The organism is Streptomyces luteolifulvus (assembly GCF_008806595.1).
Taxonomy (GTDB): domain Bacteria; phylum Actinomycetota; class Actinomycetes; order Streptomycetales; family Streptomycetaceae; genus Streptomyces; species Streptomyces luteolifulvus.
Map to the genome: position 1 here is coordinate 110,583 of NZ_VZRB01000015.1, position 22,605 is coordinate 133,187.

Annotated in this window: 23 protein-coding genes and 1 pseudogene; 20 read left to right on the forward strand and 4 right to left on the reverse strand. The window is 68.9% G+C overall.

The genetic code is table 11. The features are described from left to right. Positions 1-121: 121 nt before the first annotated feature. The 18 genes from rpmE (at position 122) to F7R91_RS22035 (ending at position 16,158) form a co-directional block, all read left to right on the forward strand. The gene (gene rpmE, locus F7R91_RS21950) at positions 122-346 is read left to right on the forward strand and encodes a 50S ribosomal protein L31 (protein ID WP_062155333.1); all 225 of its coding nucleotides are present in this window, start codon (positions 122-124) and stop codon (positions 344-346) included. A gap of 106 nt (positions 347-452) precedes the next feature. Continuing rightward, on the forward strand, positions 453-1,529 hold the full coding sequence (gene prfA, locus F7R91_RS21955) for a peptide chain release factor 1 (protein WP_150950798.1): 1,077 nt from the start codon (positions 453-455) through the stop codon (positions 1,527-1,529). Positions 1,530-1,595: 66 nt separating this feature from the next. Further along, a complete protein-coding gene (prmC, locus tag F7R91_RS21960; protein WP_150950799.1) occupies positions 1,596-2,441 on the forward strand; it encodes a peptide chain release factor N(5)-glutamine methyltransferase in 846 nt (281 codons plus the stop codon). A 62-nt stretch (positions 2,442-2,503) separates the two neighbouring features. Next, positions 2,504-3,151 (forward strand): L-threonylcarbamoyladenylate synthase, encoded by a 648-nt coding sequence (locus F7R91_RS21965; RefSeq protein WP_150950800.1) that lies wholly within the window; start codon positions 2,504-2,506, stop codon positions 3,149-3,151. Beyond that, positions 3,148-3,816, forward strand: a complete 669-nt coding sequence (locus F7R91_RS21970) for an arsenate reductase/protein-tyrosine-phosphatase family protein (protein ID WP_150950801.1) — start codon at positions 3,148-3,150, stop codon at positions 3,814-3,816. Before F7R91_RS21965 ends, F7R91_RS21970 begins: the two co-directional genes overlap by 4 nt. A gap of 114 nt (positions 3,817-3,930) precedes the next feature. Further along, positions 3,931-5,169 carry a serine hydroxymethyltransferase gene (locus F7R91_RS21975; RefSeq protein ID WP_150950802.1) on the forward strand — a complete coding sequence of 413 codons (1,239 nt, stop codon included), beginning with the start codon at positions 3,931-3,933 and terminating at the stop codon, positions 5,167-5,169. A gap of 181 nt (positions 5,170-5,350) precedes the next feature. Further along, entirely contained in the window at positions 5,351-5,866 is a 516-nt protein-coding gene (locus tag F7R91_RS21980; RefSeq protein ID WP_150950803.1) for a hypothetical protein, read from the forward strand. Positions 5,867-6,124: 258 nt separating this feature from the next. Next, entirely contained in the window at positions 6,125-7,477 is a 1,353-nt protein-coding gene (locus F7R91_RS21985) for an MraY family glycosyltransferase (protein ID WP_150950804.1), read from the forward strand. A 300-nt stretch (positions 7,478-7,777) separates the two neighbouring features. Then, positions 7,778-8,236: a hypothetical protein gene (locus F7R91_RS21990; RefSeq protein ID WP_150950805.1), complete on the forward strand. Its 459-nt coding sequence runs from the start codon at positions 7,778-7,780 to the stop codon at positions 8,234-8,236. Between the two features lie 225 nt (positions 8,237-8,461). Next, on the forward strand, positions 8,462-9,292 hold the full coding sequence (gene atpB / locus F7R91_RS21995) for a F0F1 ATP synthase subunit A (RefSeq protein WP_150950806.1): 831 nt from the start codon (positions 8,462-8,464) through the stop codon (positions 9,290-9,292). A gap of 76 nt (positions 9,293-9,368) precedes the next feature. Next, a complete protein-coding gene (gene atpE, locus F7R91_RS22000; RefSeq protein WP_030545783.1) occupies positions 9,369-9,593 on the forward strand; it encodes an ATP synthase F0 subunit C in 225 nt (74 codons plus the stop codon). A gap of 56 nt (positions 9,594-9,649) precedes the next feature. Next, a complete protein-coding gene (locus tag F7R91_RS22005; RefSeq protein ID WP_150950868.1) occupies positions 9,650-10,186 on the forward strand; it encodes a F0F1 ATP synthase subunit B in 537 nt (178 codons plus the stop codon). Then, positions 10,183-10,998: a F0F1 ATP synthase subunit delta gene (locus tag F7R91_RS22010; protein WP_150950807.1), complete on the forward strand. Its 816-nt coding sequence runs from the start codon at positions 10,183-10,185 to the stop codon at positions 10,996-10,998. The genes F7R91_RS22005 and F7R91_RS22010 overlap by 4 nt, the downstream gene beginning before the upstream one ends. Before the next feature lie 128 nt (positions 10,999-11,126). Further along, on the forward strand, positions 11,127-12,719 hold the full coding sequence (gene atpA / locus F7R91_RS22015; RefSeq protein ID WP_150950808.1) for a F0F1 ATP synthase subunit alpha: 1,593 nt from the start codon (positions 11,127-11,129) through the stop codon (positions 12,717-12,719). Between the two features lie 22 nt (positions 12,720-12,741). Continuing rightward, complete coding sequence (locus F7R91_RS22020; protein ID WP_150950809.1) at positions 12,742-13,659, forward strand: F0F1 ATP synthase subunit gamma; 918 nt, start codon at positions 12,742-12,744, stop codon at positions 13,657-13,659. Continuing rightward, positions 13,659-15,095 (forward strand): F0F1 ATP synthase subunit beta, encoded by a 1,437-nt coding sequence (gene atpD, locus F7R91_RS22025; RefSeq protein WP_150950810.1) that lies wholly within the window; start codon positions 13,659-13,661, stop codon positions 15,093-15,095. The genes F7R91_RS22020 and atpD overlap by 1 nt, the downstream gene beginning before the upstream one ends. Positions 15,096-15,206: 111 nt before the next feature. Then, positions 15,207-15,581 (forward strand): F0F1 ATP synthase subunit epsilon, encoded by a 375-nt coding sequence (locus F7R91_RS22030; RefSeq protein WP_150950811.1) that lies wholly within the window; start codon positions 15,207-15,209, stop codon positions 15,579-15,581. 130 nt (positions 15,582-15,711) lie between these two features. Next, positions 15,712-16,158: a DUF2550 domain-containing protein gene (locus F7R91_RS22035; protein WP_150950812.1), complete on the forward strand. Its 447-nt coding sequence runs from the start codon at positions 15,712-15,714 to the stop codon at positions 16,156-16,158. Between the two features lie 40 nt (positions 16,159-16,198). On the opposite strand, the gene F7R91_RS22040 is transcribed toward F7R91_RS22035, so the two are convergent. The 3 genes from F7R91_RS22040 to F7R91_RS22050 all read right to left on the reverse strand — a co-directional run bounded on the left by F7R91_RS22040 (position 16,199) and on the right by F7R91_RS22050 (position 19,978). Beyond that, the gene (locus tag F7R91_RS22040) at positions 16,199-18,019 is read right to left on the reverse strand and encodes a glycoside hydrolase family 18 chitinase (protein WP_150950813.1); all 1,821 of its coding nucleotides are present in this window, start codon (positions 18,017-18,019) and stop codon (positions 16,199-16,201) included. 130 nt (positions 18,020-18,149) lie between these two features. Next, positions 18,150-18,809 carry a response regulator gene (locus tag F7R91_RS22045; RefSeq protein WP_150950814.1) on the reverse strand — a complete coding sequence of 220 codons (660 nt, stop codon included), beginning with the start codon at positions 18,807-18,809 and terminating at the stop codon, positions 18,150-18,152. Then, positions 18,806-19,978 (reverse strand): histidine kinase, encoded by a 1,173-nt coding sequence (locus F7R91_RS22050; RefSeq protein WP_150950815.1) that lies wholly within the window; start codon positions 19,976-19,978, stop codon positions 18,806-18,808. Before F7R91_RS22050 ends, F7R91_RS22045 begins: the two co-directional genes overlap by 4 nt. A gap of 154 nt (positions 19,979-20,132) precedes the next feature. On the opposite strand from F7R91_RS22050, the pseudogene F7R91_RS22055 reads away from it, so the two are divergent. Continuing rightward, a pseudogene (locus F7R91_RS22055) lies at positions 20,133-20,702 on the forward strand (hypothetical protein); the annotation flags it as partial. A gap of 122 nt (positions 20,703-20,824) precedes the next feature. Here the strand turns inward: F7R91_RS22055 and F7R91_RS22060 are convergent. Next, positions 20,825-21,397, reverse strand: coding sequence for a cob(I)yrinic acid a,c-diamide adenosyltransferase (locus F7R91_RS22060; protein WP_150950816.1), 573 nt, complete (start codon positions 21,395-21,397; stop codon positions 20,825-20,827). Positions 21,398-21,613: 216 nt separating this feature from the next. Between F7R91_RS22060 and F7R91_RS22065 the strand changes: the two genes are divergently transcribed. Then, a complete protein-coding gene (locus F7R91_RS22065; protein ID WP_150950817.1) occupies positions 21,614-22,462 on the forward strand; it encodes a 3-hydroxyacyl-CoA dehydrogenase family protein in 849 nt (282 codons plus the stop codon). Positions 22,463-22,605 lie beyond the last annotated feature (143 nt).

Genomic DNA, 22,605 nt, shown 5'->3' on the forward strand with positions numbered 1-22,605 from the left:
AACGCCAACCCCCGGTTTTGGGTGATGGCCCCAGTCCTGGCAGACTGGTACGTCGGCTCCGGTTCACGCCCCCCGCACCCCGCGGCGGCGACCCGGCGCCCTCCCGAAACTAGGAGACACCTTGAAGCGCGACATCCACCCCGAGTACGTCGAGACGCAGGTCAGCTGCACCTGCGGCGCGTCGTTCACCACCCGTAGCACGATCACGTCCGGCACCATCCGGGCCGAGGTCTGCTCCGAGTGCCACCCGTTCTACACGGGCAAGCAGAAGATCCTCGACACCGGTGGCCGCGTGGCCCGCTTCGAGGCCCGCTTCGGCAAGGCTGCTGCCGGCTCCAAGAAGTAGCGAGCCCCATATCGCCGGTCCACGGCCGTGCCCCCTTCCAGGGCGCGCCGGGACCGGCGTTTTTGGTCGCCCGCCTTCCCTTCCCACGTATTTCAGGAGCCCCAAGATGTTCGAGGCCGTCGAGGAACTGGTCGCGGAACACGCCGACCTGGAGAAGAAGCTCGCCGACCCGTCGGTCTTCGCGGACCAGGCCAACGCGCGCAAGCTCAACAAGCGCTACGCCGAGCTCACCCCGATCGTCGCCACGTACCGCTCCTGGAAGCAGACCGGCGACGACGTCGAGACCGCCCGTGAACTGGCCGCCGACGACCCGGAGTTCGCGGCCGAGGTCAAGGAGCTGGACAAGCAGCGCGAGGAGCTGACGGAGAAGTTGCGTCTGCTGCTCGTGCCGCGCGACCCCAGCGACGACAAGGACGTCATCCTCGAGATCAAGGCGGGCGCGGGCGGCGACGAGTCCGCCCTGTTCGCCGGCGACCTGCTGCGGATGTATCTGCGCTACGCCGAGCGCGTCGGATGGAAGACCGAGATCATCGACGCCACCGAGTCCGAGCTGGGCGGATACAAGGACGTCCAGGTGGCTGTGAAGACCAAGGGCGGCCAGGGTGCCACCGAGCCCGGGCAGGGCGTGTGGGCCCGGCTGAAGTACGAGGGCGGCGTGCACCGGGTGCAGCGCGTGCCGGCCACCGAGTCGCAGGGCCGTATCCACACCTCCGCCGCGGGTGTCCTGGTGACCCCGGAGGCGGAGGAGGTCGAGGTGGAGATCAATCCGAACGACCTCCGTATCGACGTCTACCGGTCCTCCGGCCCCGGCGGCCAGTCCGTCAACACGACCGACTCCGCGGTGCGCATCACGCACATTCCGACCGGAGTGGTCGCTTCCTGCCAGAACGAGAAGAGCCAGCTGCAGAACAAGGAGCAGGCACTGCGTATCCTGCGCTCGAGGCTGCTTGCCGCGGCGCAGGAGGAGGCGGAGCGGGAGGCCGCCGACGCCCGCCGCAGCCAGGTCCGCACGGTCGACCGCTCCGAGAAGATCCGCACGTACAACTTCCCGGAGAACCGCATCTCGGACCACCGTGTCGGCTTCAAGGCGTACAACCTGGACCAGGTCCTGGACGGCGACCTCGACGCGGTGATCCAGGCGTGCGTCGACGCGGACTCGGCCGCCAAGCTCGCAGCGGCGTAAGGCAGTACAGAAGTAGAGCAGTAGAGCAGTACGGCAGTACGAAGTACCGAATACCGGAGGACGAGCGTGAACCTGCTGCTCGCAGAGGTGGCGCAGGCCGCCCAGCGGCTGGCCGACGCCGGCGTGCCCTCGCCGCGCAACGACGCGGAGGAACTCGCCGCGTTCGTGCACGGCGTGAAGCGGGGCGCGCTGCACTCCGTGAAGGACGCGGACTTCGACGCCCGGTACTGGGAGGTCATCGCGCGCCGTGAGCAGCGCGAGCCGCTACAGCACATCACCGGGCGTGCCTTCTTCCGGTATCTGGAACTCCAGGTCGGCCCAGGGGTGTTCGTCCCGCGCCCCGAGACCGAGTCGGTGGTCGGCTGGGCCATAGACGCCGTACGCGCGATGGATGTCGTCGAGCCGCTCATCGTCGATCTGTGCACCGGCTCGGGCGCCATCGCGCTCGCGCTCGCCCAGGAGGTCCCGCGCTCCCGCGTGCACGCCGTGGAGCTGTCCGAGGACGCGCTCCAGTGGACCCGCAAGAACATGGCGGGCTCCAGGGTCGATCTGCGCCAGGGCAACGCCCTCGATGCCTTCCACGACCTCGACGGCCAGGTCGACCTGGTCATCTCCAACCCGCCCTACATCCCGCTGACCGAATGGGAGTACGTCGCTCCCGAGGCGCGGGACTACGATCCCGAACTCGCCCTGTTCTCGGGGGAGGACGGCCTCGACCTCATCCGCGGCCTGGAACGCACCGCGCACCGGCTGCTGCGCCCCGGCGGTGTCGTCGTCGTCGAGCACGCCGACACCCAGGGCGGCCAGGTGCCGTGGATCTTCACCGAGGAACGGGGCTGGGCCGACGCGGCCGACCGCCCCGACCTCAACAACCGGCCGCGCTTCGCGACCGCCCGCAAGGCAATGCCGTGACACAAGCGCCGCTCACGCCCCAGACTTCCATCCCGCAGTACGTGTACGAGGAGGCCCGCTAGATGGCTCGGCGATACGACACCAACGACGCGACCGACCGCACGACCGGTCTGCGCGAAGCCGCGTCCGCCGTCCGCCGTGGCGAGCTCGTGGTGCTGCCGACCGACACGGTGTACGGCATCGGCGCCGACGCGTTCTCCTCGGAAGCGGTGTCCGACCTGCTGGACGCCAAGGGGCGCGGCCGTAACATGCCCACCCCCGTACTGATCGGCTCCCCGAACACCCTCCACGGTCTCGTCACCGACTTCTCCGAGCCGGCCTGGGAGCTGGTCGACGCGTTCTGGCCGGGTGCCCTCACGCTCGTCGCCAAGCACCAGCCGAGCCTCCAGTGGGACCTGGGGGACACCCGGGGCACGGTTGCCGTGCGGATGCCGCTCCACCCGGTCGCCATCGAGCTGCTGACCGAGGTCGGCCCGATGGCCGTGTCCTCGGCGAACCTCACCGGTCACCCCGCGCCGGAGGACTGTGACGCCGCGCAGGAGATGCTCGGCGACTCCGTCTCCGTCTACCTGGACGGCGGCCCGACACCCGGCAACGTCCCGTCCTCGATCGTCGACGTCACCCGTGAGGTGCCGCTGCTGCTGCGCGAGGGAGCGCTTTCCGCGGAGGAGCTGCGCAAAGTCGTACCCGACCTCGAGGTGGCGAATTGACAGCCCCTGACGCGGGGCGTGGCATAGGCGACGGGGAAGTGACGGGGACCTTCGGGTTGCCCCGCGACAGCTTCCGCATCCTCCACGTCAGCACCGGCAATGTGTGCCGCTCGCCGATCACCGAGCGGCTGACCCGGCATGCCCTGGCGGACCGGCTCGGCGACCCGCTGTGGGGCGGGCTGATCGTGGAGAGCGCGGGCACCTGGGGCCATGAGGGTGCGCCCATGGAGGCCAACGCCGAGACGGTGCTCGCCGACTTCGGTGCGGATCCCTCCGGTTTTGTGGGGCGGGAGCTGCTCGACGAGCATGTGATCATGGCGGACCTGGTGCTGACCGCTACCCGCGATCACCGGGCGCAGGTCATCTCGATGGGGCACTCCGCGGGGTTGCGTACGTTCACGCTGAAGGAGTTCACACGGCTGGTGCGGGCGATCGATCCGGCCACGCTGCCGCCGCTGGAGGACGGGGTGGTCGCGCGGGCGCGGGCGCTGGTGCGGGCGGCTGCGGCTCTACGCGGGTGGCTGCTGGCGCCCACGGCGGAGGCGGACGAGGTGTACGACCCGTACGGGGCGCCGCTCACGTTCTTCCGGTCGATCGGGGACGAGATACATCAGGCGCTGGATCCTGTGGTGACGGCGTTGACCGGGGTGCCGGCGAGGACGTGAGTCCGGGCGTTTCCCGGGCGGCACCCGGTAGCCACAGCGGTGCAAAACGGGGCGCCTGAATCGTGCCGGGCCTACATTGGTCGTACGTCAGCGTCGACGCTCCCGGAGCCCATCATGGCGGTCACCCGTACCCTTGAGGCCGATGTCCTGCGGCGGCAGGATCCTGAACTGGCCGACATTCTGCTCGGGGAACTCGACCGGCAGTCGACGACGCTCCAGCTGAACGCCGCCGAGAACTTCACCTCGCCCGCCGTGCTGGCCGCCCTCGGCTCCGCCCTCGCCAACAAGTACGCGGAGGGGTATCCGGGCGCCCGGTACCACGGGGGCTGCGAGATCGTCGACGTCGCCGAGCGGCTCGCCGTGGAGCGTGCGAAGGCGCTGTTCGGGGCCGAACACGCCAATGTGCAGGCGCACTCGGGGTCGTCGGCGGTGCTGGCCGCGTACGCGGCACTGTTGCGCCCCGGCGACACCGTCCTCGCCCTGGGCCTGCCCTACGGCGGCCATCTCACCCACGGCTCGCCCGCCAACTTCTCCGGCCGCTGGTTCGACTTCGTGCCGTACGGCGTGGATGCGGAGACCGGGCTCATCGACTACGAGCAGATGCGCCTGCTGGCCCGCACCCATCGGCCCAAGGCGATCGTGTGCGGGTCCATCGCCTACCCACGGCACATCGACTACGCCGCCTTCCGTGAGGCGGCCGACGAGGTGGGCGCGTACCTCATCGCCGACGCCGCGCACCCCATCGGGCTCGTCGCCGGAAAAGCCGCGCCGAATCCGGTGCCGTACGCGGACGTCGTGTGCGCCACCACCCACAAGGTGCTGCGCGGTCCGCGCGGCGGCATGGTGCTGTGCGGGGCGGAGCTCGCCGGGCAGGTGGACCGGGCCGTCTTCCCGTTCACTCAGGGCGGCGCGCAGATGCACACCATCGCCGCCAAGGCCGTCGCGTTCGGCGAGGCGGCGGCTCCGGAGTTCGGCGGGTACGTCCGCCAGGTGGTCGCCAACGCCAGGGTCCTCGCGGCCGCGCTGGCCGCCGAGGGGCTGGCCGTCACCACCGGCGGCACCGACACGCATCTGCTGACCGCCGATCCCGCCCCGCTCGGCGTCGACGGACGCACCGCCCGCGCGCGGCTCGCGGCCGCCGGGATGGTCCTGGACTGCTGCGCGCTGCCGCACGCGGACGCTCGCGGACTGCGCCTGGGCACGGCCGCGGTGACCACACAGGGCATGGGGGAGGAGGAGATGCCGCGTATCGCGTCTCTGATGGCCGGTGTGCTGCGCGACCAGGTCGAGGGCAAGCAGGTCCGCGAGAAGGTGCGGGAACTGGTCACGGCCTTTCCGCCGTATCCGGGGTGAGGGGTGAGGGGTGAGGGGTGAGGGGTGACGGGGTGACGGGGTGACGGGGTAGCGGGGTCAGGGGTTACGGGGTGACGGGGTGTTCCGTGGCAACTCCCCCGGGCCATAAGGGCGTTATTGCTCCGTAAGATCATCGGTCCGAGGTCTTGATCAGCAGCCTGGACGGCCTCATGATCACCGGATGAAGAAGAGACACCTTGCGGCGCCGGTAGCGGCCGCACTCGCCATCATCGGCCTCTCCACCCCGCCCGCCCAGGCGGCGACGTACCAGTGCACCGATGCTTCCCAGGAGAGGCGGGTGTCCCTGCCCAACAAGTCCGACCTCGACCTCTCCGTCAGCCTCTGCGTCTTCCGCACCCAGTACAACGAGGTCTACGCCCAGGTGGTGACCAACTGGTCCGCGACCACCCCCGCCGCGGCGTTCGGAAAGAAGTTCGACGGTTTCAAGGTGAACGCCCGCCTGGAGTACCGCTTCTCCACGGGCGGCGTCGACTACATCAACAAGTCCCACACCTGCGACTTCACGGCGTCGGCCAATGACATGTGGGCGGCCACCGCGCGGTGCAACTCCGGCGACACCCCGTGGGACGCCGACCTGTACTGGTCGGCCGACGGCCAGGTCCAGTGGGACATCGACGGGGACGGCAAGGGCTGGCAGGAGCCGTGGCAGCTGACCGGTTCCCCGCTGCTCAGCTGAGTTCTGCGCCTCAGTTTCGGGCGGGTCCGGTTGCTCCGGGCCCGGCCGGTCCTTTGGCGCCGTATCCGGCGTGAAAGGGGGTAGGCGATCCCTCGTGACAGGGGTAGGCGCTCAGGGGAACGCGCCAGCGTGCACCCACTCTCACCCACGCTCACAGCCACACGTGCAACTATCGTCGCTACCCGGCAGTCCTCACTGGTATGCGTCCGTCGCTAGGGTGTGGGACTGAGATGGCCAGCGAGACCTGTGGGGAAGCCTGTGCGTGAATACCTGCTGACGCTCTGCATCACGGCCGCGGTGACGTATCTGCTGACAGGGCCGGTACGGAAGTTCGCGATCGTGGCCGGAGCGATGCCGGAGATCCGGGCACGCGATGTGCACCGGGAACCCACTCCGCGGCTCGGCGGGATCGCGATGTTCTTCGGCCTGTGCGCGGGCCTGCTGGTCGCCGACCATCTCACCAACCTCAGTACGGTCTTCGCCAACTCCAATGAGCCACGGGCACTGCTCTCCGGAGCGGCGCTCATCTGGCTGATCGGCGTCCTGGACGACAAGTTCGAGATCGACGCCCTGATCAAGCTGGGCGGCCAGATGATCGCCGCCGGCGTCATGGTCATGCAGGGTCTGACGATCCTCTGGCTGCCCGTCCCGAAGGCCGGCACGGTGGCGCTGACTCAGTGGCAGGGCACCCTGCTGACGGTGGCGCTGGTCGTGATCACGATCAACGCGGTGAACTTCGTGGACGGCCTCGACGGCCTCGCGGCCGGCATGGTGTGCATCGCGGCGGCCGCGTTCTTCATGTACGCCTATCGCATGTGGTACTCGTACGGCATCGAGGCCGCTGCCCCCGCGACGCTGTTCGCGGCCATCCTGATGGGCATGTGCCTGGGCTTTCTGCCGCACAACATGCACCCCGCGCGGATCTTCATGGGCGACTCGGGCTCGATGCTGATCGGGCTGGTACTGGCCGCGGGCGCGATCTCCATCACGGGGCAGGTCGACCCGGACAGCTTGTTCGGCGGGTCCGAGCGCGAGGCCGTGCACCAGATGGTGCCGCTCTACATCCCGCTCCTGCTGCCGCTGACGATCATCGCGATCCCGGCCGCCGACCTGGTGCTGGCCATCGTGCGCCGCACCTGGCGCGGGCAGTCGCCGTTCGCCGCCGACCGCGGGCATCTGCATCACCGGCTGCTGGAGATCGGCCACTCGCACAGCCGGGCGGTGCTGATCATGTACTTCTGGTCGGCGCTGATCGCGTTCGGCTCGCTCGCCTACTCCGTGAACTCGGCGTCGATGTGGATCGTGCTCGGTGTCGTGTTCCTCAGCGCGATCGGGCTGGTCCTGCTCCTGCTGCCGCGCTTCACCCCGCGCGCCCCACGCTGGGCCGAGGCCTTCGTCCCGCCGCGCTACCGCCGCGGCCGTCCCGCCGCCCAGCACCCGGCCGAGCCGCTGCGGCCCGCTCCGACCGGGGAGACGCAGGAGGAGGGGCAGAAGGGGCAGGAGGAACCCCGTACACCGGTTGCGGCCGGTGTGGCAGGAGTCAACGGAGCAACCGCGATCGGCCCCCGTTCGCGCTTCCTGGATCGGCGCAATGCGGGATCGTCACGCTGACGACCAAGGTAAGAATCTGACGAGAGCATTGCCCATTCATGGGGGAGCGAAGCAGCCCAATACCAGACAAACTGGCCATGTTGCTGCACAGACGGGCGGCTTCACTCTCATGTGTGACAGCGAGCACACCAACTTGGTAAAGACCGCATCAAATAGTTTGTGATACGGTTCACGAGAACCGGGGATGGAACCAAAGGACCGCAGTGCGACGGTCCATTGGCATGAGGTCTCGACACTCGATCCCGGGACTACGCTCGTCCATGACGACACCCTGCCCACTGTGAAAGCGGAGTTGCCGCCATGCCGTCCAATGACGTTCGGATCCTGCTCCAGGCTGCCGTGCCCACGGCTGCCGTCGGCGCTGTTGCCGCCGTCGTCAGCGCGGTGGTCGCCGGCGGCAAGGGAGCGATCGGGGCGGTCGTCGCGACGCTGGTCGTCATCGTCTTCATGGGGCTCGGCCTCTACGTTCTGCAGCGCACTGCCAAATCGCTTCCGCACCTCTTCCAGGCGATGGGCCTGATGCTCTACGCGGCACAGATCCTGCTGCTGTTCGTCTTCGTCGCGGCCTTCAAGGACACGACGCTGTTCCATCCCAAGTCCTTCGCGCTCACGCTCGTCGCCGCCACCCTCGTGTGGATCGCCGCGCAGACGCGTGCGCACATGAAGTCCAAGATCCTCTACGTCGAACCCGACTCGACGCCCACTTCGACAGCCTCTTCGACGGGTGACAAGCCCGACAAGTCGGGGCACTCGTCGTGAGGGGTAGGGCCGGGATAAGGGCGCTCGACGGATCCTGCTATCGTCCGGTGCCAACTGCGGCATCGCGGGCGCGGGCATCTGAGCTGACGCCTGCTCATTCGCGAGGCGAGATGCCCCACAGCCGCCCCCACATCCGAAACACCAGTCCAGTGCCGAACCGCGGCTGTTCGCCGCGCCGACACAACGAGGTTGCCGTACCTATGCGTCACGCTGAAGGAGCCCGCGGTGAGTGCTGACCCGACGCAGGTGCTCGCCTTCGAGACCGATTGCCACCTGTTCGACGGTTGTGGCTTCGACACTGTCTCCCCGGGCCTGCATTCGTTCCTCTACGAGCCGCTCTGGGGCGACGCAGACGGCAACGGCTTCTACTTCAACAAGCCGATGCTCCTCGCTCTGCTCGGCTCCATCATCGTGGTGGGCTTCTTCTGGGCCGCGTTCCGCAGGCCGAAGGTCGTTCCGGGCAAGCTGCAGATGGTCGCCGAGACCGGCTACGACTTCGTGCGCCGCGGCATCGTCTACGAAACGATCGGCAAGAAGGAGGGTGAGAAGTACGTTCCGCTCATCGTCTCGCTGTTCTTCTTCGTCTGGATGATGAACATCTGGTCGATCATCCCGGTCGCCCAGTTCCCGGTCACCTCGATCATCGCCTACCCGATGGTCCTGGCCCTGATCGTCTACATCCTGTGGGTCTCGCTCACCTTCAAGCGGCACGGTTTCGTCGGCGCCTTCAAGAACTTCACGGGCTACGACAAGTCGCTCGGCGCCGTCCTGCCGCTGGCCATGACGATCGAGTTCTTCTCGAACCTGCTGGTCCGCCCGTTCACGCACGCGGTGCGACTCTTCGCGAACATGTTCGCCGGTCACACGCTGCTGGTGCTCTTCACGGTCGCCACCTGGTACATGCTGAACGGCATCGGCATCGCCTACTCAGGTGTCTCGTTCCTCATGACGATCGTCATGACCGCCTTCGAGCTCTTCATCCAGGCCGTCCAGGCGTATGTCTTCGTCCTGCTGACCTGCTCCTACATCCAGGGCGCGCTCGCCGAGCACCACTGAGCACCCCCGCTTCGATACCCCCATGGTCGTCCGGTGGCCAACCCCCACCGGTCCGTAAAGAGAAGGAAGAACTGGCATGTCCCAGACCCTTGCTGCCGTCGAAGGTTCCCTGAGCTCCGTCGGTTACGGTCTTGCCGCCATTGGCCCCGGCGTCGGCGTCGGCATCATCTTCGGTAACGGCACGCAGGCCCTGGCCCGTCAGCCCGAGGCGGCCGGCCTCATCCGCGCCAACCAGATCCTCGGCTTCGCGTTCTGTGAGGCGCTCGCCCTGATCGGTCTCGTCATGCCGTTCGTCTACTAAGACGAACGCCTCGACGACCGACCCTTTCGACGAAAGGCACTGACGTGAACCTCGCCATGATCCTGGCGCAAGAGGGCGAGAAGGAGAATCCCCTCATTCCGCCGTGGCCCGAGCTCGTCATCGGCCTCATCGCCTTCGTCATCGTCTTCGGCTTCCTCGCCAAGAAGCTCCTCCCGACCATCAACAAGGTTCTGGAAGAGCGTCGCGAGGCCATCGAGGGCGGTATCGAGAAGGCCGAGGCCGCACAGACCGAGGCCCACAGCGTCCTTGAGCAGTACAAGGCCCAGCTCGCCGAGGCCCGCCACGAGGCCGCGCGTCTGCGCCAGGAGGCGCAGGAGCAGGGCGCCACGCTCATCGCCGAGATGCGCGCGGAAGGCCAGCGGCAGCGCGAGGAGATCGTCGCCGCCGGTCACGCCCAGATCGAGGCCGACCGCAAGGCCGCCGCGTCCGCGCTGCGCCAGGACGTCGGCAAGCTCGCCACCGAGCTGGCCGGCAAGCTCGTCGGCGAGTCCCTCGAGGACCACGCCCGGCAGAGCCGTGTCATCGACCGCTTCCTCGACGAGCTCGAGGAGAAGGCCGAGGCCGGCCGATGAACGGAGCGAGCCGCGAGGCACTGGCAGCCGCACGCGAGCGTCTCGACGCGCTGACGGACAACACGTCCGTGGACGCGACGAAGCTCGCCGGCGAGCTGGCCGCCGTCACCGCGCTGCTCGACCGCGAGGTGTCGCTGCGTCGGGTCCTCACCGACCCGGCGCAGGCCGGTGAGGCCAAGGCCGAGCTGGCTCAGCGCCTCCTCGGTTCCCAGGTCGGCGGCGAGGCCGCGGACCTGGTGGCCGGCATGGTGCGCACCCGCTGGTCGCAGTCGCGTGACCTGGTGGACGCGCTGGAGGAGCTGGCGAATGTCGCCGACCTCACCGCGGCGCAGACGTCGGGCCGGCTCGACGACGTCGAGGACGAACTGTTCCGCTTCGGCCGGATCGTCTCCTCGAACACCGAGCTGCGGGCCGCGCTGACCGACCGCAAGGCCTCCACCGCCGCCAAGGTCGAGCTGCTGCACCAGCTGCTCGGCGGCCGTGCCAAGCCGGACACCGAGCGTCTGGTCACGCGCCTTGTGACCGCGCCGCGGGGACGTAGCCTGGAGTCGGGACTGGAGTCCCTGTCCAAGCTCGCCGCCGAGCGCCGGGACCGCATGGTGGCCGTGGTCACCACGGCGGTACCGCTGAGCGACACGCAGAAGCGGCGCCTGGGTGCCGCCCTCGCGAAGCTCTACGGCCACCAGATGCACCTCAACATCGACGTGGACCCCGAGGTTCTCGGCGGGATCCGGGTGCAGGTCGGCGACGAGGTCATCAACGGCTCCCTCGCGGACCGCATCGAGGACGCCGGCCGCCGTCTGGCGGGCTAGCAGCAACTTCATAAGTAAGACGTACCTACGGCCCGGTTGGGCCGTGCAGAGGATTCACCTCGTTCAGGGGGGAGTCCCCATCCCCCCAAGTGAAACTTCGGGCCCAACAAGGAGAGCAGGGAACCCAGATGGCGGAGCTCACGATCCGGCCGGAGGAGATCCGGGACGCGCTGGAGAACTTCGTCCAGTCGTACAAGCCGGACGCGGCCTCGCGCGAGGAGGTCGGTACGGTCACCCTTGCCGGCGACGGCATCGCGAAGGTCGAGGGTCTGCCCTCGGCCATGGCCAACGAACTGCTGAAGTTCGAGGACGGCACCCTCGGCCTCGCCCTCAACCTCGAGGAGCGCGAGATCGGTGCCATCGTCCTCGGTGAGTTCAGCGGCATCGAGGAGGGTCAGCCGGTCACCCGTACCGGTGAGGTGCTCTCCGTGGCTGTCGGCGAGGGCTACCTCGGCCGCGTCGTCGACCCGCTCGGCAACCCGATCGACGGCCTCGGCGAGATCGAGACCAGCGGTCGTCGTGCCCTTGAGCTGCAGGCCCCCACGGTCATGCAGCGCAAGTCGGTGCACGAGCCGATGGAGACCGGCTACAAGGCCGTCGACGCGATGACCCCGATCGGCCGTGGTCAGCGTCAGCTGATCATCGGTGACCGCCAGACCGGCAAGACCGCCCTGGCCGTCGACACGATCATCAACCAGCGTGACAACTGGCGCACCGGCGACCCGAACAAGCAGGTCCGCTGCATCTACGTCGCCATCGGCCAGAAGGGCTCGACCATCGCGTCGGTCCGCCGCGCGCTGGAGGAGAACGGCGCGCTGGAGTACACGACGATCGTCGCCGCCCCGGCGTCCGACCCGGCCGGCTTCAAGTACCTGGCGCCGTACACCGGCTCGGCCATCGGCCAGCAGTGGATGTACGAGGGCAAGCACGTCCTGATCATCTTCGACGACCTGTCGAAGCAGGCCGACGCCTACCGCGCCGTGTCCCTGCTGCTGCGCCGCCCGCCGGGCCGCGAGGCCTACCCCGGTGACGTCTTCTACCTGCACTCCCGTCTGCTGGAGCGCTGCGCGAAGCTCTCCGACGACATGGGCGCCGGCTCGATGACCGGTCTGCCGATCGTCGAGACCAAGGCCAACGACGTCTCGGCGTTCATCCCGACCAACGTCATCTCCATCACCGACGGCCAGTGCTTCCTGGAGTCGGACCTGTTCAACGCCGGTCAGCGCCCCGCGCTGAACGTCGGTATCTCCGTCTCCCGAGTCGGTGGTTCCGCGCAGCACAAGGCGATGCGCCAGGTCTCCGGCCGTCTGCGCGTCGACCTCGCCCAGTTCCGTGAGCTGGAGGCGTTCGCCGCCTTCGGTTCCGACCTGGACGCCGCGTCGAAGGCGCAGCTGGAGCGCGGTCAGCGCATGGTCGAGCTGCTGAAGCAGGCCCAGTACCAGCCGATGGCCACCGAGGACCAGGTCGTCTCCATCTGGGCCGGCACCAACGGCCGTATGGACGAGGTTCCGGTGGGCGACATCCGTCGCTTCGAGAAGGAGCTGCTGGAGTACCTGCACCGCAAGGAGCAGGGCCTCATGACCTCCATCAAGGAGGGCGCGAAGATGTCGGACGACACCATCCAGGCGATCGACGACGCCGTCGCGGAGTTCAAGAAGCAGTTCGAGACCTCGGACGGCAAGCTGCTCGGCGAGGACACGGCCGTCAGCGTCTCCAAGTGACGTAAAGGAAGGGACCTGACTCATGGGAGCCCAGCTCCGGGTCTACAAGCGTCGCATCCGATCCGTCACCGCGACCAAGAAGATCACGAAGGCGATGGAGATGATCGCCGCCTCGCGCGTCGTCAAGGCGCAGCGCAAGGTGGCGGCCTCCACGCCGTACGCGACCGAGCTCACCCGCGCGGTCACGGCGGTCGGTACCGGCTCGAACACCAAGCACCCGCTGACCACGCAGGCCGAGACGGTCACGCGGTCCGCGGTGCTGCTCCTGACGAGCGACCGCGGTCTGGCCGGTGCCTTCAACTCCAACGCCATCAAGGCGGCGGAGCAGCTGACCGAGCGCCTGGAGCGCGAGGGCAAGCAGGTCGACACGTACATCGTCGGCCGGCGCGGTGTCGCCCACTACAACTTCCGTGAGCGCACCATCGCGGAGTCGTGGACCGGCTTCACCGACGAGCCCTCGTACGCGGACGCCAAGAACGTCGCGGCTCCGCTGATCGAGGCCATCGAGACGGCGACGGCCGAGGGCGGCGTGGACGAGCTCCACATCGTCTACACCGAGTTCATCTCGATGATGACGCAGACGGCGGTCGACTCCCGCCTGCTGCCGCTCAGCCTCGAAGAGGTTGCGGAGGAGAAGGCCCCCACGGGCGAGATCCTTCCGCTGTACGACTTCGAGCCGTCGGCGGAGGACGTCCTCGACGCCCTGCTGCCGCGCTACGTGGAGAGCCGGATCTACAACGCGCTGCTCCAGTCGGCCGCTTCGAAGCACGCCGCCACGCGGCGCGCGATGAAGTCGGCGACCGACAACGCCGGAGAGCTCATCGAGACGCTCTCCCGGCTTGCCAACGCGGCCCGCCAGGCCGAAATCACCCAGGAAATCAGCGAGATCGTCGGTGGCGCGAGCGCCCTGGCCGACGCGACCGCGGGGAGTGACAACTAATGACCACCACTGTTGAGACGGCCACGGCGACGGGCCGCGTCGCGCGGGTCATCGGCCCGGTCGTCGACGTGGAGTTCCCCGTCGACGCGATGCCGGACATCTACAACGCCCTCCACGTCGAGGTCTCCGACCCGGCCAACGCGGGCGAGAAGAAGACGCTGACCCTGGAGGTCGCCCAGCACCTCGGCGACGGCCTGGTCCGCACCATCTCCATGCAGCCCACCGACGGTCTGGTCCGCCAGGCCCAGGTCACCGACACCGGCACGGGCATCACCGTCCCGGTCGGCGACTTCACCAAGGGCAAGGTGTTCAACACCCTCGGTGAGGTGCTGAACGTCGACGAGTCCTACGACGGCGAGCGCTGGACCATCCACCGCAAGGCGCCGAACTTCGACGAGCTCGAGTCGAAGACCGAGATGTTCGAGACCGGCGTCAAGGTCATCGACCTCCTCACCCCGTACGTCAAGGGTGGAAAGATCGGCCTGTTCGGTGGCGCCGGCGTCGGCAAGACGGTGCTCATCCAGGAGATGATCTACCGCGTGGCCAACAACCACGACGGTGTCTCCGTGTTCGCCGGTGTCGGCGAGCGCACCCGTGAGGGCAACGACCTGATCGAGGAAATGAGCGACTCGGGCGTCATCGACAAGACCGCCCTGGTCTTCGGTCAGATGGACGAGCCCCCGGGCACCCGTCTGCGCGTCGCGCTGGCCGGCCTGACCATGGCCGAGTACTTCCGTGACGTCCAGAAGCAGGACGTGCTGTTCTTCATCGACAACATCTTCCGCTTCACGCAGGCCGGTTCCGAGGTGTCGACCCTGCTCGGCCGTATGCCCTCCGCGGTGGGCTACCAGCCGAACCTGGCCGACGAGATGGGTCTCCTCCAGGAGCGCATCACCTCGACCCGCGGTCACTCGATCACCTCGATGCAGGCGATCTACGTCCCCGCCGACGACCTGACCGACCCGGCCCCGGCCACCACGTTCGCCCACCTCGACGCGACGACGGTTCTCTCCCGTCCGATCTCCGAGAAGGGCATCTACCCGGCCGTGGACCCGCTGGACTCCACGTCCCGCATCCTGGACCCGCGCTACATCGCGCAGGACCACTACGACGCCGCCATGCGCGTCAAGACGATCCTGCAGAAGTACAAGGACCTCCAGGACATCATCGCGATCCTCGGTATCGACGAGCTCGGCGAGGAGGACAAGCTCGTCGTCCACCGTGCCCGTCGCGTGGAGCGCTTCCTGTCCCAGAACACCCACGTCGCCAAGCAGTTCACCGGCGTGGACGGTTCGGACGTGCCGCTGGACGAGTCGATCACCGCGTTCAACGCGATCTGCGACGGCGAGTTCGACCACTTCCCGGAGCAGGCGTTCTTCATGTGCGGTGGTCTTGAGGACCTCAAGAACAACGCCAAGGAGCTGGGCGTCTCCTGAGCCTCGCGCTCATCTGAGGGGGCGGGCACGTCCCGCCCCCTCTTCCACGCCCATTAGACTTGTACGCAACACCCGGCGCGAGAAGCCGGGTGGTGACCCGAGGAGCCACCCTTGGCTGCTGAGCTGCACGTCGCGCTGGTCGCGGCCGACCGAGAGGTCTGGTCCGGCGAGGCCACCCTGGTCGTTGCGCGCACCACGTCCGGCGACATCGGCGTCATGCCCGGTCACCAGCCGCTGCTCGGTGTGCTGGAGTCGGGCCCGGTGACCATCCGCACGCGTGACGGTGGAACCGTCATCGCCGCGGTGCACGGCGGTTTCATCTCGTTCGCGGACAACAAGCTGTCGCTGCTGGCCGAGATCGCCGAGCTGTCGGACGAGATCGATGTCCAGCGTGCGGAGCGGGCGCTGGAGCGCGCGAAGTCCGATGCGGACGCGCTGGCCGAGCGCCGGGCGGACGTGCGACTGCGTGCTGCGGCGGGGCGCTGAAAGCAGCGCTCCACGCGATGACGTCACTCAGCCGCGGCTGGGACCGGATTCCTCCGGTCCCAGCCGCGGCTGAGGCAAATACGGGTGTTTTTTCCATTCCGTTACCTAGGAGACGAGGAGGTCGGTGTCGATGGTCCTCGCTCTGACTGTGTGCGGTGTGGTCGTGGCCCTCGTGGTGGTGGGGCTGTTCGTGTTCGGTCTGCGCCGCCGGCTCATCCAGCGCTCCGGCGGCACCTTCGACTGCAGTCTGCGCTGGGGTGTCCCGGAGAAATCCGACACCAGCGGCAAGGGCTGGAGCTACGGCGTCGCCCGCTACAACGGCGACCGTATCGAGTGGTACCGCGTCTTCTCCTACGCCTACCGCCCGCGCCGCGTCCTGGAGCGCTCCGCGATCGAGGTGGCCGGCCGCCGCGTCCCCGAGGGCGAGGAGGAGCTGGCGCTGCTGTCCGACGCGGTGATCCTGACCTGTGTGCACCGGGGCACGCGTCTTGAACTCGCGATGAGCGAAGACGCGCTGACCGGTTTCCTCGCGTGGCTCGAGGCAGCCCCGCCCGGTCAGCGCGTCAACGTCGCCTAGCTCTTGCGGTTCTTACGGTTTTCTTGCGGCAATTCCCTTGCTACAGCCCGCTGTTGATGGCGCTCACCAGCTCACCGTTGCCGGTGTCGCCGCTGAACTCCCAGAAGAACGCGCCGCCGAGGCCCTGGGACTTGGCCCAGCTCATCTTTCCGGCGATCGTCGACGGGGTGTCGTACGACCACCAGTTGCTGCCGCAGTGCGCGTACGCCGTCCCCGCGATGGTGCCGGTGGCCGGACAGGACGTCTTGAGGACCTTGTAGTCCTCGATGCCCGCCTCGTAGGTGCCGGTCGCCGGACCCGTGGCGGTGCCGCCGGGGGCGGACTGGGTGACGCCGGTCCAGCCGCGGCCGTAGAAGCCGATGCCGAGCAGCAGCTTGCTCGCCGGGACGCCCTTGGCCTTGAGCTTGGCGATCGCGTCCGCCGAGTTGAAGCCCTCCTTCGGGATGCCGGTGTACGACGTGAGCGGCGAGTGCGGGGCGGTCGGGCCGGTCTTGTCCCAGGCGCCGAAGTAGTCGTACGTCATCACGTTGTACCAGTCGAGGTATTGCGCGGCGCCGCCGTAGTCGGCAGCGTCGATCTTGCCGCCGGACGAGGCGTCGGCGGTGATCGCGGCGGTGATCAGGTAGTTCGAGCCGAACTCGGCACGCAGTGCCTGCGAGAGGTTCTTGAAGGCCGCCGCGCCGGAGGTGTCGCAGGTCAGGCCGCAGGCGTTCGGGTACTCCCAGTCGATGTCGATGCCGTCGAAGACGTCGGCCCAGCGCGGGTCCTCCACGACGGCCTTGCAGGACTTGGCGAACGCGGCGGCGTTGGCCGCGGCCTGGCCGAAGCCGCCGGAGTAGGTCCAGCCGCCGAAGGAGTACAGCACCTTGATGTGCGGGTACTTCGCCTTCAGCTGCCTCAGCTGGTTGAAGTTGCCGCGCAGCGGCTGGTCCCAGGTGTCGGCGGTGCCGCTGACGGACTGGTCGGCGGTGTAGGCCTTGTCGTAGGCGGCGTAGGTGTCGTCGACGGTGCACTGACCGTTCTTGACGTTGCCGAACGCGTAGTTGATGTGGGTGATCTTCGACGCGGAGCCGGACGTCACCAGGTTCTTGACGTGGTAGTTGCGGCCGTAGACGCCCCACTCGGTGAAGTAGCCGAGCTTGACCTTGTCGCCGGTCGGGGGCGGTTCCGTGGCGCCGCCGGTGGTGCGCACCGCGCGGGCGCCGCTGACCGGGCCGGTCTGGTCGGCGGTGTCGCGGGCCTGGACGGCGTAGGAGTAGTCGGTGCCGGCGGTCAGGCCGGTGTCGGTGTACGACGTGGTCGTCACCGTGGCGACCTTGGCGCCGTCGCGCAGGACGTCGTAGTTCTTGACGCCGTTGTCGTCGGTGGCGGCCGACCAGGTCAGCTTCACCGAGGTGTTGGTGATGTCGGAGGCGCTGGGCGTGCCGGGGGCGGACGGTGGGTTGTCGCCGGGGACGCTGCCGCCGTCGCAGCTGCCGCCGTTGAGCTTGCAGTTCGCGGGGGAGCCGGAGCCGGTGCCGTTGAAGCCGAAGGAGACGGAGGCGCCGGGGGCGAGGGTGCCGTTCCAGGACTTGTTCTTGGCGGTCCAGTGGGTGCCGGAGGAGGTGACGTCGGCGTCCCAGGCGGAGGTGACGGAGGTACCGGAGGGGAAGTCCCACTCGACGGTCCAGGAGCCGATGGTCGTCGTGCCGGTGTTCTTCACCGTCCACTTGCCCTCGAAGCCGGAGCCCCAGTCCTGGGTCTTGGTGTAGGTCGCGGTGGCGGACGTCGCGGCCTCGGCGGGGCTCGCCAGGCCGACGAGACCGGCCAGCGGGAGCAACAGGGTCGCGAACCCTGCCGCGGCTCTGTGTCTGAAGCGCATGCTGCGCCTCCTTGTCGGGGAGTCAGGGGCAGGCATGACTGAGCCTCATGCCGCACTCATGGTGCGGTGAGAATAGAGAGGTCTGGACCACGGGTCAATAGGTCTGGACCATTAGTCCCTTGGGGGCGTGTTACGCCCCCGGGATCCCCAGTTCCTGCGCCAGCACCGCCGCTTGGACCCGGCTGCGCAGCTCCAGCTTCCCCAGCAGCCGGCTGACGTGCGTCTTCACGGTGGCCTCCGCCATGTCGAGACGGCCGGCGATACCGGCGTTGGACAGGCCCTCGCCGAGGCACGACAGCACCTCGCGCTCACGACGGGTGAGGGTGTCGAGGACCGCCGGATCGGCCGTCGGCCGCCGTACCGGCTTCGCCGCGAACTCGGCGATCAGACGACGGGTGACGGCGGGCGCGATCAGTCCCTCCCCGCGCGCCACGGTCCGTACGGCGTCGAGCAGATCGCCCGCCTCCGTGTTCTTCAGCAGAAAGCCGGCGGCACCGGCCCGCAGCGCCCCGAACACATACTCGTCGAGGTCGAAGGTGGTGAGCACGAGCACGTCCGCCAGCCCCTCCCCGACCACCTTCCGGGTCGCCGACACCCCGTCCAGACGCGGCATCTGAATGTCCATCAGTACGAGATCGGGCCGCAGCTCACGGGCCAGCGCCACCGCCTGCTCGCCGTCCGCCGCCTCACCCACCACCTCGATGTCGCCCGCACTGCGCAGGATCAGTACCAGCCCGGCCCGGACGGCGGACTGGTCCTCGGCGACGAGGACACGGACGGGGCGGCTCATGCGGAGTCTCCTTCGGTGACGGGGAGGGCGGCGCGTACGGCCCAGTGGTCGCCGTCCGGTCCGGCGTCGAACGTGCCGCCGAGCAGCGCGGCCCGCTCCCGCATCCCGACGAGTCCGGCACCGGAGCCCGGCGCACGCGGGCCGTCCCGGTGGCCGTACGGGCTGTCCACGCGCACGTCGAGCACACCGTCGCGCCGGGCGAGCGTGACGGTGACCCGGCCCGGGCGCGCGTGCTTGAGGGCGTTGGTCAGCGACTCCTGGACGATCCGGTACGCGGCGAGCTCGACCGGGGCCGGCACCTGGCCGTGGTCGGTGTCGAGGGTGACGTCCAGGCCGTTGGCGCGGGCACCGTCGACCAGCGCGCCGAGGCCGTCCAGGGTGGGGGCGGCGGCGGGTTCGGCGTCGCCGCCCGAGTCCCGCAGGATCCCGATCAGCCGCCGCATCTCCGCGAGCCCCTCGACGCTGTTCTCACGGATGACGGACAGGGCGTCCCGCGAGGTCTCCGGCTCGTCGAGGGACAGGGCCGCCGTGGAGTGGATGGCGATCGCGGACAGATGGTTGGCGACCATGTCGTGCAGCTCCCGGGCCATGCGCGCCCGCTCGGCCGTGACCGCCTGGGCGCGGTCCATCTCGGCCAGCAGCGCGGTCTGCTCGGCGCGCAGCCGGGCCGCCTCGGCCGCGTCGCGGTGGTTGCGGACGACCCAGCCCGTGGCCGCGGGCGCGAGGGCCACCACGCCGACGCCGACGCCGATCAGCAGTCCCTGCGGGTCGCGCCAGAGCGCCGCGGGCACCACTGCGCCGATCACCGTCAGCAGTCCCGTGAGCCAGGGGAGGCGGCGGGCCAGGGCGGGGGAGCCGTACAGGACGGCCGCGTACATCAGATCGGTGAACAGCACGACCGTGACCACGCTGCCCCGGGTCACGGTGTCGGCGACCAGCGCGGCCGTACCGATCACCAGGCCCAGCCGGGGCCGGGTGCGGCGCAGCAGTTCGCAGCCGGCCATCACCACCAGCGGCACCAGGACGGCCCAGTACGCCGGCCACAGCACCAGGTCGTCCGAGGCGTCCCGCGGGCTGAGCCCCAGGCCCCACATCAGCAGCCCGCCGAGCAGCCCGCCCACCGCGATGTGCACGTCGTGCGGGTGCGGTCGGGGCAGTCGTACGGCCATGTCCTCCATCCAACCAACCCCGCGCCCCGCCCGCGTGCTCCCCGGGAACGGTCCCCGACTGCATCGTTCGATGTACGGCGACCTCGTCACCGCCGACGACGTATCCGGCCGGGCCCGCCGGGAGGCTTGGGAAGGTGACCGGAAGGAGCGAGTCGTGGTCGTCGCGTTGATCATCGCCTGTGAGGTCGGCTTCTGGGTGCTGCTGGCACTGGGCCTGGCCGTCCGCTACCTGCTGAACTGGCGCCGCACGAGCGTGGCGCTGCTGCTGTGCGAGCCGGCGCTGGAGCTGGTCCTCTTCGCGGCGACCGCGGTGGACCTGAAGAACGGCGCCGAGCCGGGCTGGGAGCACGGGCTGGCGGCGCTGTACATCGGCTACACGGTCGCGTACGGCCACTGCACCGTCCGCTGGCTCGACGGCCACGCCGCCCACCGTCTGGCCGGTGGCCCGCCCCCGCCGAAGCCGCCGCGCCACGGCAGGGCGCGGGCCCGCCACGAGGGCCGCCTGTGGCTGCGCACGCTCCTGGCCGCGGCCGTCGCGTGCGCGCTGCTCCAAGGGGCGGTCTGGTACGTGGGCGACGGCGACACCTCGTCGCTGCGGGCCTTCCAGTGGGCGGCACTCAGGGCCGCGGGAATCCACGGTCTGATCGCCCTGACGTATGTGATCCGGCCGAAGAAGGCCCCCTCGTCAGCGCTCCCGGCAGGGGACCGCGACCACGCCGCGGAGGCCCTCGCCGGCCGTGCGGGCAAGAACGCCCAGCGCCCTGAAGGGGCGCGGGGAACTGCGCGACCAGCCACGACGGCGCCGCAGACGGCCGACGACGCATCGCGCCTATTCCGGCGGAGCGCCTAGCGTTCGCCGCCCGGGACCCAGAGCACGTCCCCGATGTCCTTGTTGGCCGTGCGGGCAAGAATGAACAGCAGGTCCGACAGGCGGTTGAGGTAGGTCGCCGTCAGGGGGTTCATCACCTCGCCGTGGGCCTCCAGCGCGGCCCAGGTAGAGCGCTCGGCCCGGCGTACGACCGTGCAGGCCTGGTGGAGCAGGGCCGCGCCCGGGGTACCGCCGGGCAGGATGAAGGAGCGCAGCTTCTCCAGCCGTTCGTTGAAGCGGTCGCAGTCCGCCTCCAGCTTGTCGATGTAGAACTGCTCGACCCGCAGGGGCGGGAACTCCGGGTTCTCCGACACCGGCGTCGACAGGTCCGCGCCCACGTCGAACAGGTCGTTCTGGACGCGGGTGAGAACCTCGACGATCTCCTCGTCCAGACCGCCCAGCGCGATCGCCGTGCCGATCACCGCGTTCGCCTCGTTGGCGTCCGCGTACGCGGAGATCCGCAGGTCGGTCTTGGCCACCCGGCTCATGTCCCCGAGGGCGGTGGTGCCCTTGTCGCCGGTTCTGGTGTAGATGCGCGTCAGATTGACCATGAGGTCAGCGTAGTTACGTGGCCGGGCCGGGGCCAAGGCGGATCCAGGAGCTCAACTACGCCGTACGAGGCGTCCCCTGACGCCTGCCGGTGTGATGTCCGTCATTTGAGACGTGACGCGCATTACTTCCTGGTCACACAGCCCCTCACGACCGCTAGTGTCCGCCGGAGAGCCATACGTAAGCAGCGTGTAAGCGTTTCAAAGGGGAGTCGCACAGTGGCACGGAAGCTTGCCGTCATCGGCGCCGGACTCATGGGGTCCGGTATCGCCCAGGTCTCCGCGCAGGCGGGCTGGGACGTCGTACTGCGCGACGTCACCGACGAGGCGCTCCAGCGTGGCACCGACGGCATCAAGGCCTCGTACGACAAGTTCGTCAGCAAGGGCAAGCTGGAGGCGCACGACGCCGACGCCGCGCTCGCCCGCATCACCGCGACGACCGACCTGGATGCCGTCGCCGACGCGGACGTCGTCGTCGAGGCGGTCTTCGAGAAGCTGGAGATCAAGCACGAGATCTTCCGTGCGCTGGACAAGATCGTGCGCGACGACGCCGTGCTCGCCTCCAACACCTCCGCCATCCCGATCACCAAGATTGCGGCCGTGACGGAACGTCCGGAGCGCGTGGTCGGCACGCACTTCTTCTCGCCGGTCCCGATGATGCAGCTGTGCGAGCTGGTGCGCGGCTACAAGACGAGCGACGAAACCCTCGCCACCGCGCGGGAGTTCGCCGAGTCCGTCGGCAAGACCTGCATCGTCGTCAACCGTGACGTGGCCGGCTTCGTCACCACCCGGCTCATCTCGGCGCTCATCGTCGAGGCCGCCAAGCTGTACGAGTCGGGCGTCGCCACCGCCGAGGACATCGACCTCGCCTGCAAGCTGGGCTTCGGCCACGCCATGGGCCCGCTGGCCACGGCGGACCTGACCGGCGTCGACATCCTGCTGCACGCCACCAGCAACATCTACACCGAGTCCCAGGACGAGAAGTTCGCGCCGCCGGAGCTGATGCGCCGGATGGTTGACGCCGGTGACATCGGACGCAAGAGCGGGCAGGGCTTCTACAAGCACTGAAACCGCACGTGCCCCGGCTGTATCACTCGCCGGGGTGAATTGGGTATCGGTTCGCTTACAGACGGCAACCTCTGAGGGTCCCACACCGTCAGAGGTTGCATCACCACATCACGGAGAACCAGACGCATCCACGGGGAGCGCAT